Source organism: Micromonospora echinospora, assembly GCF_900091495.1.
Classification (GTDB): Bacteria; Actinomycetota; Actinomycetes; order Mycobacteriales; family Micromonosporaceae; genus Micromonospora; species Micromonospora echinospora.
The window spans coordinates 2,771,949-2,784,735 of record NZ_LT607413.1 but is presented as its reverse complement, the minus strand read 5'-3'; the positions used below and the strand labels follow the sequence as shown (position 1 = coordinate 2,784,735).

The window sequence follows — 12,787 nt, the reverse complement described above, 5'->3', positions numbered from 1 at the left end:
GCGACTCCACCCGCCACGGCCACCGCCAGGTCAGCGGCGGCGGTTGCGGGCCCGGGACGAGCGCAGCCGACGCAGCCGGCCGACCAGCAACGGGTCGGCGGCGAGGGCCGCCGGATTGTCCAGCAGCGCGTTGAGAAGTTGGTAGTACCGGGTGGCGGAGAGACCGAAGGTGTCCCGGATGGCCTGCTCCTTGGCACCGGCGTGCCGCCACCAGTGCCGCTCGAAGGCGAGGATCCCCCGTTCGCGCTCGGTCAGACCGTCCGCGGGTGCCGTGCCACCGGCATCCCGCGCCGGCGGCACGGCCTGGTCGTCGGAAAGCGGTGCCGGTGCTTCCCCGGCCGCCGGGTCGGAGGCGACCTGCGCGATGCCGACCGCCGGGTCGCGGACTGCGGGCTGCGCGGTGCCGTGTTCCGCGTCGGCGGGAGCGGGTTGCGCCGCCGGCACCTCGGACGCGCTCTCCGGGGCGGACGGGGCGGACTCCACCTCCGGGGCGGACCGGGGCGGAGGCACCCCGCGCGCGGACGACGCTTGTTCCGTGCGGTCGGCACGGCCGGGGAACGCGTCGGCGGACGGCTGCATGGCGCTCCTCGGGCAGGCGGCCGGCCGGGCGGCGCCAACCGGGGAACCCCAGGGTAACCAGGTTGGGCCAGCCCCGCATCGCACGTCCGACGTGCCGCCGCCCAGGTCGGGTGCAGGGGTCCCCTGCTCACCGGAAATGATGAACAGGGGACCCCTGCAGGCACCCGAGCGGCGGGCTCAGGCGATGTCGCGGCCTGGCACCCGAGCGGCGGGCTCAGGCGATGTCGCGGCCTGGCACCCGAGCGGCGGGCTCAGGCGATGTCGCGACGGCGCATCGACCAGAGGGCCGCGCCGAGGGCGAGCACCAGCCCGGTGAGGAGTAGCACCGACGAGTGCTGCCAGGTGATGGTGAGGACGTCAGGCTCGCAGCCCCCGGACACCGAGAAGTTGCAGGCGTCGTAGTTCTGCAGCTTGATCTCCTTCCCCATCCAGGCCAGGCCGTAGGTGGGGATCAGCCAGGCCTCGGGGAACTTCACGTCGGCCAGGGCGAGCACCACGCCGAGGCCGAACTGCCCGACGACGGCGACGGCAAGCACCCCACCGAGGGCGAACGCGGTGTGCCGGCCCAGCGAGGCCAGCGCGAACCCGACCACCGCCGCGACCACCACCAACGCGAACCCGCGCAGGCCGGTGAGGGCGAAGGACTGCCAGACGCCCGAGGTCATCCTGGCGGTGCTGCCCCGGAAGGAGCCAACCGCCCAGAAGGCGGCCGTCCACGCGAGCAGCCCGAGCACGGTCACCGCGACCACGCCGGTGAGCAGCGCCGCCAGCTTGGTCAGCAGGACGTTGAGCCGCTTCGGCCGCCACAGCAGCAGGTTCATCATGCCGCCGGTGCTCCATTCGGCGCCGACGAAGGAGGCGCCGACCACGAAGGCGACCAGCGCCAGGATCGCCGCGTACGGGATCAGCGTCGCCCCGAAGCTCTCCCGGAAGTCGAAGGTCGACGGGAGGAACCAGCGGGCCTCGAAGTCCTCCCGGGCTGGCGGGGTGATAGCCGAGCAGTCGTCTGGGTAGCGGTCGCCGGTCGGCTCGCCGGCTGCCTGGAGCCGTTCGCACTCGGCCCGGTCCTGCTCCATGAAGCGGACCTGCCTCTCGTACTGTGCCTGGGCCGCCCGTTCGGCGGCGGCCCGCTGCTCCGGGCCGATCTTCTGGTTGGTGAGGAACGTGCCGACCGCCACGGCGAGGAGCACCAGCAGGCCGATCAGGGTCATGTACCGGGTGAAGCGGCGCTTGCCGAGGCGACGCAGTTCGGTGACGTACAGGCTCATGCGCTCTGCCCTCCCTGGGTGTGGCCGCCGACCTTGCGGGACTCGTCGACCTGACGGTGCTGGCCGGGAACCGGCGCGGTGGCGGTCAGTTCCAGGAAGACGCTCTCCAGGTCGGCGGTGACCGGGGCCAGTTCGCTGACGTAGAGACCGTGTTCGGCGAGCAGCCGGGTCACCGTGGCCGGCTTGTCCACACCGGCCAGCATCAGGTGGTCGTCGTACCCGGTGACCTGCACGCCGGACCGGCGCAGCGTCTCGGCGGCGAGTGGCAGGTCGGTGGCCGCCTCCAACCGGACCCGTACCGCGCCGCCGGAGTAGCGGGCGAGGACCTCCTCGACCGGTCCGAAGGCGACCCGACGGCCCAGCGAGATGATGGTGACCGAGTCGCAGATGAGCTGGATCTCGCCGAGGATGTGGCTGGAGAGCACCACGGTCATCCCGGAGGCGGCCAGATCCCGCATGAGGGTGCGCATCTCCCGGATGCCGCCCGGGTCGAGGCCGTTGGCCGGCTCGTCGAGGATCAGCAGCTTCGGGTCCTTGAGCAGCGCCGAGGCGACCGCGAGGCGCTGCTTCATGCCGAGCGAGTACGTCTTGACCCGCTCGCCGGCCCGGTCGCGGAGCCCGACCAGTTCCAGCACCTCGTCGACCCGGCGCGGCGCGACGTTCCCGGCCCCGGCGAGCAGCGAAAGGGTGTCCCGCGCGGAGAAGTGCGGGAAGAACTGCGGGCTCTCCACGATCGCGCCGACCTGTCCGGCCACCTCGGGCAACGCGGCCGGGACTTCACGGCCCAACAGCGCCATCTGGCCGGCGTTCGCCCGGATCAGACCGAGCAGGGTACGCAGGGTGGTGGTCTTGCCGGATCCGTTCGGGCCGAGGAAGCCGTGCACCTGCCCGGCGTCGACCCGCATGTCGAAGCCGTCGAGCGCGTGCCGTTCGCCGCGCCTCCGACTCTTGTACGTCTTGCGTAGACCTTCTATCTCCAGCACGGCGGGCACGTTGACCTCCCCCGCTCGGGTTTATGACGGGAGAGACAATACTGTGTTATCCGCAATAGTGGGGGCGGAAACGCCGTCGTCGCGTCCGGTATCCGCGCGACGACGGCGTTCACCACCGCCCCGGCGCCCGGTGGGCGGGCGGTCGAACGGTCAGTGTTCGGCGGACACCGTCGCGACGCGGCGTCGCCGGCCGGCCAACGTGAGGCCGACCCCGGCAAAGATCAGCGCCAACGCGCCCCCGGCCATCGGCAGCACCGGTGGGAGACCGGTGATCGGCAGGGTGTCGGAGCCGTCCCCACCGCCGGATCCCCCTCCGGTCACCTGGACGACGACGGCTTGCGACGCGCCGACCAGCTCCGGGTCGGAGTTCGGCACGATCACCCGGTACCGGTGGCCGCCGGCACCCTTCGGCGTCACCGGCAGGGTGTAGCGACCGCCGTCCCCGACCGTCCCGTCGACCACGGTGCGCCACGTTCCGTCGACCTGCTCCTGGAGTTCGAGACTACTTGCGCTGGAGGGTTCGACCGTGCCGGTGAAGGTGACCTTCGTACCCGGCGGGACGCTGGTCCGGTCGACCTTGGCGGTGACGGTGGGCTTGACCCGCGGGTGACGGGACGCGACGACGATGAAGGCGGTCGACACCGCGATGTTGGACGGACGCAGGATGCCGACGCAGCGCAGGAAGCCCTCGCCCTGCGGATACACCTTGGAGAAGCTGCCGTCGGCGGCGGTTCTGCCGTTCGGCACCCCGGGATGCTCCACGCAGAGATTGTCCTCACCGAAGAAGATCGGCTGGTCAGGGATGCCCTTCCCGGTGTCCTCGTAGAAGAACCGGCCACGGACCGTCAACCGGCCGTCGCCGACCAGCGGGTCGGGCACGAACTCCATGGTCACTGCCGGACGGTGGGTCCCCGTCACGTCGAGGGTCGCCGCCAGCGGAAGGTTCCGCGGGTCGACGTCGAGGCGCTGCGATCCCTCGTCCACCGCGACCACCCGACTGAGCTCCCACCGGCCGTCCCAGGTCGACGGAACCTGGATCGTCGCGCTCCACACGCCGTCCTGTGCGGTGCCGGAGGTGAGCGCGAGTTCCGCGCCCTGGGTGGCCGCCGGTCCGCCGGGCACCCGCGTGAGGACGACGTAGGGCAGTTGAACGCCGTCCATGTCGACGGAGTGCATGACGCCGGACTCGTCGGTGAGGCGGACGGAGACGGTGACCGGCACCAGGTCGACGCCGGAGACGGAGACCCGGTCCGGCGTGACCGTGATGCCCTTGAGCACCGGAGGTGCCGTGTCGGCCGTGGACGCCGGGGCGGCGAGCCCGGCGGGGGCGGCGAGCACACCACCGATGGTGAAGAAGATCGCGGTGAGCCCGATCTTCAGTTTTGACATGCGATGACCTCCAGGGAAAGGTGGTCGTGGCCGGGAGCCACGTCGACACCCTTCCAGTCCGCGCACGGACGGTGGCCGTTCGCGATTGTCGGCTTTCCGACTCAGCCTGCCGCTCAGGCGCAGATGACGGTGACCCCGGCGGCCCGGAACGCCTCGACCACGGAGGGCGCGGCCCCCGAGTCGGTGACCAGGGTCTCCACCCGGTCCACCGGGCAGATCCGGGCGAAGGCGTGACCGCCGAGCTTGGACGAGTCCGCGATGATCACCACCCGACGGGCCCGGGCCACCATCAGGTTGTTCATCGCCGCCTCGCCCTCGTGGTGGGCGGCGGCCCCGAGGTGCGGGTCGATCGCGTCCACCCCGAGCAGTGCGACGTCCAGGGTGACCTCACGCAGCAGCGCGCCGCCCAGCGGTCCGACCAGCTCGAACGACTTCGGCCGCACCACCCCGCCGGCCACCACGATCTTCATCCGGGACCGGACCAGCAGCTCGTTGGCGATGTTCAGGGCGTTGGTGACCACGGTGAGCTGGGCGCCCTCGGCGCTGGTGTTCAGGTCGGGTCGGACGGCGAGGGCCCGGGCGACCTCCGTGCTGGTGGTGCCGCCGTTGAGGCCGACCACGGTGCCGGGCGAGACCAGCGCGGCGGCGGCGGCCCCGATCCGCTGCTTCTCGGCCGAGTGCTTGGCGGTCTTGTAGCGCAGGGGAAGGTCGTACGAGACCCCGTTGGCGACCGCACCACCCCGGGTACGCGTGATCATCTGCTGTTGGGCGAGCTGGTCGAAATCCCGACGGATGGTGGCCTGGGAGACGTCCAGCCGCTCGGCGGCCTCCTCGACGCTGACCCGACCGTCGTCGGTCAGCATCTCCAGCAGGGCGTTCCATCGGGCGTACCGGTCCACTGCGGGAGCCTCCCCTGACTGCATGGAACGTGATTGATTGCGTGCACAGTAGTGCGCGAAACGCGGGCGCGCAAAGCAATGCCTTGCTCGAACGCGCAAGCGGTTGCCACGACCCCCCAACTTCACGCAGAATGGCGCTCGAAACATGCCCCTAACGAGCCGTAATGCGCACAGCCTCCCCTACGAGGAGTTCTCATGGCGTACGTGGACGCGGAGATCGCCAGCCAGCCGGACTGCTGGCGCGAGGCAGCGGACCTCGCCCCGACCGTCACCGACCGGCTACCCCGCCCCGGCGAGCGGGTGGCCGTCGTCGGCTGTGGCACCTCCTGGTTCATGAGCAGCGCGTACGCGGCCCGCCGCGAGGCTGTCGGGCTGGGCGAGACCGACGCCTTCCAGGCCTCCGAGTTCCCGGTCGGCCGCCGCTACGACCGGCTCATCGCGATCACCCGCTCCGGCACCACCACCGAGGTCACCGACCTGCTCGCCGCGCTCCGCGGTCAGCTGCCGACCACGGTGATCGTCGGCGACCCGGGCTCCCCCGCGACGCGCCTGGCCGACGCCGTGGTCACCCTGCCCTTCGCCGACGAGCGGTCGGTGGTGCAGACCCGCTTCGCCACCACCGCCCTGGCCCTGCTCCGCGCCCACCTCGGCGACAACGTGCCCGCGCTGGCCGCCGACGCCGAGGTTGCCGTCCGCGCGCCGTTGCCGCTCGACCCGGCCCGGGTGGAGCAGGCCACCTTCCTCGGCCGGGGCTGGACCGTCGGCCTGGCCCAGGAGGCCGCGCTGAAGTGCCGGGAGGCGGCCACCTTCTGGGCCGAGGCGTACCCGGCGATGGACTACCGGCACGGGCCGATCTCGATCGCCGCCCCCGGCCGGCTGGTCTGGGCCTTCGGCGAGATCCCGGACGGGCTCGCCGAGGACGTCGCGGCCACCGGTGCGGCCTTCGTGCACAGCCGTACCAACGGCTGCCGCACCGTGCTCGGACGGTGGGCCGCCGGGCGCAACCCGGTGGACCCGATGGCCGACCTGATCCTGGCGCAGCGCTTCGCGGTCGCGCTCGCCACCTGCCGGGGCCTCGACCCCGACGCGCCCCGGCACCTGTCCCGCTCCGTGGTGCTCGCGTGACCGCTGGCCCGCCCGTCGCCGGCCGGGTCGGCGATCCGGTGGTCGTCGCCCTGGACGTCGGCGGAACAGGGATGAAGTGCGCCCTGGTCCGCCCGGACGGCACGGTCGTCCATGCGGAACGGCACCCGACCGGCGCCGACCGCGGCCCCGACGCGGTCGTGGACACCATCCTGGACGTCGCCGGCACGCTCGCCGACCGGGCCCGCGCCGACGGGCTCACCCCCCGGGCGCTCGGCGTCGCCGTCCCCGGCGTCATCGACGAGGCCGCCGGGGTCGCGGTCTGGTCGGCGAACCTGGGCTTCCGGGACGTACCCCTGCGGAAGCTGGCGACCGAACGGCTCGGCCTGCCCACGGCGCTCGGCCACGACGTGCGCGCCGGGGGCCTGGCCGAGGCCCGGCTCGGGGCCGGTCGCGACACCCGGCACGTGCTCTTCGTCGCGGTCGGCACCGGCATCGCCGCCGCCCACGTGGTCGACGGGTCGGCCGCCGTCGGCGCGCACGGCGCCGCCGGGGAGATCGGCCACATCCTGGTACGCCCGCACGGCCCACGCTGCGGCTGCGGACGCGTCGGCTGCCTGGAGGCGGTGGCGTCGGCCGCCGCGATCGGCCGCCGGTACGCCGAGTTGTCGGGCCTGCCGGGGAGCACCGCCGTCGACGTGGTCGAGCGGGCCGTGGCCGGTGAGGAACTGGCCCGGGAGGTGTGGAGCAGCGCCGTCGCGGCGCTCGCCGACGGGCTCGCCACCGGTCAGGCTCTCTTCGACGTGCAGACCATGGTGCTCGGCGGCGGCCTGGTGCGGGCCGGACGACACCTGTTCGACCCGCTCCGTACCGCACTGCGGGAACGGATGACCTTCCACCGGGAGCCGCGTCTGGTCGCCGCCACACTCGGCGACGAGGCCGGCTGTCTCGGTGCGGCCCTGCTCGCCCTCGACTCTCTGGAGCCCTGATGACCCAACGGGTGACCGGCAAGGTGGTGACCCCGACCGGCGTGATCCGTCAGGGGTGTGTGGAGATCGGTGACGGCCGGATCCGGGCGGTCGCGGAGTACCCGACGGCGCGCGACGGCCACTGGATCGTCCCCGGCTTCGTCGACATGCACACCCACGGCGGCGGGGGGCACACCTTCACCACCGGCGACCCGGAGGCCGCCCGGGGGGCCGCCGCGTTCCACCTGCGGCACGGCACCACCACCCTGCTGGCCAGCCTGGTCAGTTCCCCGTTCGCGCTGATGCGGGAGGCCACCACGGCGTTCGCCCCGCTGGTGCGGGAGGGGGTGCTCGCCGGCATCCACTTCGAGGGGCCGTACCTGTCGACGGTTCGGTGCGGGGCCCAGAACCCGGAGTTCCTCCGCGACCCGTCCGCCGAGGAACTGACCGAGTTGATCCGTCTCGGCGAGGGCGCGGTCCGGATGGTCACCCTGGCTCCGGAACGTGACGGGGCGCTGGACGCCGTCAAGCTGCTCACCGGGGAGCGGGTGGTCGCGGCGATCGGGCACACCGACGCCAGCTACGACCAGACCCGGGCGGCGATCGCCGCCGGAGCCAGCGTCGCCACCCACCTGTTCAACGGCATGCGCCCGGTGCACCACCGCGAGCCCGGACCGGCGGTGGCCCTGCTCTCCGCGCCGAACGTGGTCTGTGAGCTGGTCGCCGACGGCGTGCACCTGCACGACGGGATGCTCACCTTCGCCACCTCCGTCGCCAGCCCCGAACGGACCGCCCTGATCACCGACGCGATGGCCGCCGCCGGCATGGCCGACGGCGAGTACGAGCTGGGCGGCCAGTCGGTCACCGTGGCCGACGGGGTGGCCCGACTCACCCGGGACGGCGCGATCGCCGGGAGCACCCTCACCATGGACGCCGCGCTGCGGCAGGCGGTGGCCGCCGGGATCGCCATGTCCGACGTCTGCCGGATGGTCGCCACCACCCCGGCCCGTGCGCTCGGCCTGGGCGACCGCCTCGGCGCGTTGCAGGCCGGTCTCCGCGCCGACCTCGTCGTCCTCGACGACGACCTCACCGTGCTCCGGGTGATGCGCGGCGGTGAGTGGCTGGACTGAACGGTGGTAGCAGGGGTCCCCTGTTACCGCATTTTGATGAGGAGGGGACCCCTGCTACCACCCAGGCACCGTGAGGTTGCCCCGTCCGCACGGACGGCTGCACGGGTGGTGGGCTCGGAGGTCAGACGTCGGCGACGTCGACGCCGAGCACGGCCTGCTCGTCGGGGCGGTGCACCAGCACGTCGTTGAGGAACGACTGCACCGCCGGCCCCATGCCGACGTCACGGCCGGCCCGCTCGGAGAGCAGCCACTTGTGCTCGATGATCTGGGTGAACAGCTCCTGCGGCTCCAGCTTGCGTCGCAGGTGGGCGGGGACCGCCCGGACCACCGGCTCGAACACCTCGGTCAACCAGCGGTGGGCGGCCTGCTGCTCGTCGGTCAGGTCGCTCTCCGCCCGGTACGCGTCGAGGTCGTTGAGGAGCTTGCGGGCCTGGTTCTCCTCGGCGTCCAGGCCGGTCAGCCGGAGCAGGCGTCGGGTGTGGTAGCCGACGTCGACGACCTTCGGGCGGATCAGGTAACGCCCACCGTCGATCGTGGCGAGCGACACCTCGGCGACGTCGAAGCCCATGTCGTTGAGACGCCGGATCCGCCGCTCGATGTCGTGCCGGGCGTCCCGCTCGACCTGCTGCTCGTAGGTGACCTCGTGCCAGAGCCGCTCGTACCGCTGCACGACCTCCTCGCAGACCATCTCCGGGTCGATCGACTCGTGCAGCAGGCCGGCGGCCTGGAGGTCCAGCGCCTCACCGAAGATGTTCACCCGGGCGATCTCCAGGTCCTCGCCCCGCTGACCGTTGGAGAGGGAGTTGCGCAGGACCCCGGTCTCGGCGTCCACCAGGTAGGCGGCGAACGCGCCCGCGTCCCGGCGGAACAGGGTGTTCGACAGCGAGCAGTCGCCCCAGAAGAAGCCGGTCAGGTGCATCCGGACGATCAGCGCGGCGAGCGCGTCGAGGAGCCGTTCCAGCGTCTCCGGACGCAGCGTGTGCGAGAAGAGCGCCCGGTACGGCAGGGAGAACTGGAGGTGCCGGGTGATCAGCACCGGATCCAGGGGCTGCCCGTCCGGGGCGTGTCGGTCGGCGACGATCGCCACCGCCTCCACGGCGGGGAAGTCGATCCGTTCCAGCGCCCGGAGCAGGTCGTACTCGCGCTCGGCGACCCGCTCGCCGGTTTCCTTGACCGCGTAGACGTAGCCGCCCATCCGCACGAACCGGACGATGTGGCGGGAGATGCCCTGAGGGAGAGCCACCAGATGTTCGGCAGGCCACTCCTCCAGCGGGGTCGACCAGGGCAGGTCGAGCAACGCCGGGTCGACGAGAGCCGAAGTGATCCGCACGGGACAAGCATGCCGTCTCCACCCGCACCGCGCCTCCCTTCGTGGCTGGGCACACAGCCATTGATGTCCCACCGCGCCGTTGGTCCCGGTGCCCCCCGACCGGCAGCGGGGGCGGCCGGTAGCGTGATCGGCGTGCGGGAGCCGAACACGGTACGACGGAACACGTGGCTGCGGCCGGTGCGCCCCGCCGGCTGGTGGTTCGACGCGCTGCTGCTGGCCGGGCTGGTGGCGGTCACCGTGGCGCTCGCCGACCGCCGTCTCTTCGGCATCGACCGGGCGGTCGCCGACTGGGCCGACGCGCACCGGCCCCCGGTCGCCCACGGCATCGCGGTGGTCTTCAACTACCTCGGGCAGGGCATGCCGCTCACCCTGCTCACGGCGGGGATGGGGCTGCTGCTGGCGGTCCGGCTCCACTCGCTGCGTCCGCTCCTGCCCAGCGTGGTGGCCTTCGCGCTGACGTACGTCACCATCGGCCCGCTGAAGGTGTGGACGGCACGCCCCGCCCCGAGCGCCAGCGTCAAGGAGCCATACCTCCCACCCGAGCAGACGCTCCCCCTCTTCCAGGACGAGCTGCCGCTCAAGTTCGCCCAGTCGTACCCGTCGGGGCACGTGGCCAACGCGATCCTCTGGTACGGCGTACTGGCGCTGCTGCTCGCCCCGCTGCTGCGCAGCTACGGCCGGAGCATCTCGCCCCGGCTGGTCACCGTGGTCCGGGTGGTCCCGCCGGTCGTGGTCATGTTCACCACGACCTACCTGGGCTGGCACTGGCTGACCGACTCGGTGGCCGGGTTGCTGCTCGGGCTGCTGCTGGACCGGATCCTGCACCGGGTGCCCTGGGACGACGTACCGCTGCCGGGGCGTCTGCGGAACTGGAACCGCCCGTTCATCTCGTACCCCTAGGGTCACGGTCATGGAGCGGCTGGCGCGACGGTTGGGTCTGACCGATGCCGTGGTGATCGGTCTGGGGTCGATGCTCGGCGCGGGCGTCTTCGTGGTCTTCGCGCCGGCCGCCGCGGTGGCCGGCGGCGTGGGCCTGCTGCTCGCAGTGGCCCTGGCCGGGTTCGTGGCGTTCTGCAACGCGACCAGTTCGGCCCGCCTCGCCGCGCGGTACCCCGAGTCCGGCGGCACCTACGTGTACGGGCGGGAGCGGCTCAGCCGGTACGCCGGTTTCCTCGCCGGCTGGGGGTTCGTGGTCGGCAAGACGGCGAGCTGCGCGGCGATGGCGCTGACCATCGGGGCGTACCTCTGGCCGGGGCAGGCGCGGCTCGTCGCCGTCGCCGCGATCGTGGCGGTGACCGGGGTGAACCTGCGCGGCATCGGCAAGACCGCGAACGCGACGAAGATCCTGGTCGGCCTGGTGCTGGCGGTGCTGGCCCTGGTCGCGCTGACCGGGGCGGGCGCGGTCTCCCCGGACCGGATCGGTGGCCTCGACGGTCACGCCCGGGGCGTGCTCACCGCCGCCGGGCTGCTCTTCTTCGCCTTCGCCGGGTACGCCCGGATCGCCACTCTCGGCGAGGAGGTACGCGACCCGGAGCGCACCATCCCCCGGGCGGTGCCACTGGCCCTCGGCATCGTGCTGGCGATCTACCTGGCCCTGGCGGTGGTGACCGTCGGCGTGCTCGGTGACGAGCTGGCCACCTCCGCCGCGCCCCTGGTCGACGTGGTGACCGCCGCCGGACTGCCCGACCTGGCCTGGGTGGTCCGCGCCGGGGCGACCGTCGCGGTGACCGGGGTGCTGCTCTCCCTGGTCGCCGGGGTGGGGCGGACGACGCTGGCGATGGCCCGTCGCCGCGACCTGCCGGCCGCCCTCTCTGCCGTGCACCCCCGCCACCGGGTGCCGCACCGCGCCGAACTGGCCGTCGCCGCCGTGGTGATCCTGGTGGTGCTGCTCTTCGACGTACGCGGGGCGATCGGCTTCTCCAGTTGCACGGTGCTGGTCTACTACGCGATCACGAACGCCTCCGCGCTGACGCTGGCACCCGAGCCGGGGCGGAAGCTGCCGGTCCGGGCACTGGCGGTGGCGGGGCTGGCCGGATGCCTGCTGCTCGCGGTCAACCTGCCGTTGCCCAGCGTGCTCGCCGGTTTCGGCGTCCTCGCCCTCGGCACCCTCTGGTACGTCCTCCGCCACCACCTCGCCGCTCAGCGATCCGGTTGATCGACTTCCTTGGTCGACGCCGTTCAGGCGAAGCGGGCCCGTCCACGCAGGCGATCCCGACACCGCCATCTCGGCGACCTGGAGTTGATCGTGGCCGGACGAGCCGGCTGTCGGACCACCCGGCGGGTGCCGGGCCACCCAGGTCAGTCGGTCTCGCGGGGGTGCCCCGTGCCGGCGTAGACGAGCCAGAGCGTCCGTCGTTCGTCGTCCACGAGGTACCAGATCCGGCCACCACCGGTCACCTCGTACTGCCAACGTTCCAGCTCCTGCCCCTTCCAGGACACCGAGGCCAGGGAGCCCTTGAGCCGGTGCTGCCGGTCGGGCGACGTTCTCGCCCGTGGTGCCGCCCGCAACACCTCGTAGGCCCGCCGGAGGTTCGCCGGGGCCTGCTGGGCGAGTCGTTCCCAGCCCTCGGCCGCCGCCGAGTCGGCGAAACGTAGCTCGTACTCACCGTCGACCGCCGGCGGGGCGGCGCGATCCCCCCGCTTCGGGCTCACTGCCCACCTTCCGGCACCGGAACCCGCCCGAAATCGCCGGCCGGCTCCCGTGTGAGGATCTCCAGTAGCACCGGATCGGCGTAGACCTCGGCGGTGTGCCGCCACTGGGTCAGCAGCACCGCGATCGGTGACAGGTTCTCCAGCGAGGCCGCCCCCTGGGCCACGGTGATCAGTTCGGTCAGAAGTTGGTCGACGTCCGGTCCGGGCAGGAAGGTCACCCAAGGCAGGGCCTCACCGAGCACGCGACGGATGACGTCGTCGGGCTCGGAGCGGACCAGACCGGCCAGCAACCGGGCGGTGAAGTCGACGACCACCGCGTCCTGTTCCAGTTGTTCCGCCCTGGTCAGCGCGAGATCTCCCGCGTCCCGGCGGCGCAGCCGAAGGGCTCGCACGTTGTCCAGGCGGTCGGCGGCAGCCGCAGGCCGATGCAGGAACTCGCTGAAGGGCAACTCTTCGTATGCCGCTGACATGACATCCACACTACCGTGGAAGTCGCC

Annotated in this window: 13 protein-coding genes; 5 read left to right on the top strand and 8 right to left on the bottom strand. The window is 72.5% G+C overall.

The features are described 5' to 3' along the window. Positions 1–30: 30 nt before the first annotated feature. From GA0070618_RS12800 to GA0070618_RS12780, 5 genes are all read right to left on the bottom strand, one after another. Positions 31–579, bottom strand: a complete 549-nt coding sequence (locus tag GA0070618_RS12800; RefSeq protein WP_088981829.1) for a DUF3263 domain-containing protein — start codon at positions 577–579, stop codon at positions 31–33. Between the two features lie 251 nt (positions 580–830). Continuing rightward, on the bottom strand, positions 831–1,847 hold the full coding sequence (locus GA0070618_RS12795) for an ABC transporter permease subunit (RefSeq protein ID WP_088981828.1): 1,017 nt from the start codon (positions 1,845–1,847) through the stop codon (positions 831–833). Next, positions 1,844–2,839, bottom strand: a complete 996-nt coding sequence (locus GA0070618_RS12790) for an ABC transporter ATP-binding protein (RefSeq protein ID WP_088981827.1) — start codon at positions 2,837–2,839, stop codon at positions 1,844–1,846. Before GA0070618_RS12790 ends, GA0070618_RS12795 begins: the two co-directional genes overlap by 4 nt. 150 nt (positions 2,840–2,989) lie before the next feature. Further along, positions 2,990–4,228: a hypothetical protein gene (locus GA0070618_RS12785; protein ID WP_088981826.1), complete on the bottom strand. Its 1,239-nt coding sequence runs from the start codon at positions 4,226–4,228 to the stop codon at positions 2,990–2,992. Between the two features lie 113 nt (positions 4,229–4,341). Then, the gene (locus tag GA0070618_RS12780) at positions 4,342–5,127 is read right to left on the bottom strand and encodes a DeoR/GlpR family DNA-binding transcription regulator (protein WP_088981825.1); all 786 of its coding nucleotides are present in this window, start codon (positions 5,125–5,127) and stop codon (positions 4,342–4,344) included. A 195-nt stretch (positions 5,128–5,322) separates the two neighbouring features. Here GA0070618_RS12780 and GA0070618_RS12775 point away from each other — a divergent pair, with 195 nt between their 5' ends. From GA0070618_RS12775 to nagA, 3 genes are read left to right on the top strand one after another with little or no spacing between them, the layout of a single operon-like run. Further along, complete coding sequence (locus tag GA0070618_RS12775; RefSeq protein ID WP_088981824.1) at positions 5,323–6,252, top strand: SIS domain-containing protein; 930 nt, start codon at positions 5,323–5,325, stop codon at positions 6,250–6,252. Beyond that, on the top strand, positions 6,249–7,199 hold the full coding sequence (locus GA0070618_RS12770) for an ROK family protein (protein WP_269148486.1): 951 nt from the start codon (positions 6,249–6,251) through the stop codon (positions 7,197–7,199). Before GA0070618_RS12775 ends, GA0070618_RS12770 begins: the two co-directional genes overlap by 4 nt. Further along, a complete protein-coding gene (nagA, locus tag GA0070618_RS12765) occupies positions 7,199–8,308 on the top strand; it encodes an N-acetylglucosamine-6-phosphate deacetylase (protein WP_088981823.1) in 1,110 nt (369 codons plus the stop codon). The genes GA0070618_RS12770 and nagA overlap by 1 nt, the downstream gene beginning before the upstream one ends. Before the next feature lie 121 nt (positions 8,309–8,429). Here the strand turns inward: nagA and GA0070618_RS12760 are convergent, their stop codons facing one another. After that, the gene (locus tag GA0070618_RS12760) at positions 8,430–9,638 is read right to left on the bottom strand and encodes a DUF4032 domain-containing protein (protein WP_088981822.1); all 1,209 of its coding nucleotides are present in this window, start codon (positions 9,636–9,638) and stop codon (positions 8,430–8,432) included. Positions 9,639–9,698: 60 nt separating this feature from the next. Between GA0070618_RS12760 and GA0070618_RS12755 the strand changes: the two genes are divergently transcribed. Both GA0070618_RS12755 and GA0070618_RS12750 read left to right on the top strand, forming a co-directional pair. After that, complete coding sequence (locus tag GA0070618_RS12755) at positions 9,699–10,538, top strand: phosphatase PAP2 family protein (protein WP_414467580.1); 840 nt, start codon at positions 9,699–9,701, stop codon at positions 10,536–10,538. Between the two features lie 10 nt (positions 10,539–10,548). Further along, positions 10,549–11,793, top strand: a complete 1,245-nt coding sequence (locus GA0070618_RS12750) for an APC family permease (protein ID WP_088981820.1) — start codon at positions 10,549–10,551, stop codon at positions 11,791–11,793. A 143-nt stretch (positions 11,794–11,936) separates the two neighbouring features. On the opposite strand, the gene GA0070618_RS12745 is transcribed toward GA0070618_RS12750, so the two are convergent. Beyond that, positions 11,937–12,290, bottom strand: a complete 354-nt coding sequence (locus GA0070618_RS12745; protein ID WP_088981819.1) for a hypothetical protein — start codon at positions 12,288–12,290, stop codon at positions 11,937–11,939. Beyond that, positions 12,287–12,760: a hypothetical protein gene (locus GA0070618_RS12740; RefSeq protein WP_088981818.1), complete on the bottom strand. Its 474-nt coding sequence runs from the start codon at positions 12,758–12,760 to the stop codon at positions 12,287–12,289. The genes GA0070618_RS12745 and GA0070618_RS12740 overlap by 4 nt, the downstream gene beginning before the upstream one ends. Positions 12,761–12,787 lie beyond the last annotated feature (27 nt).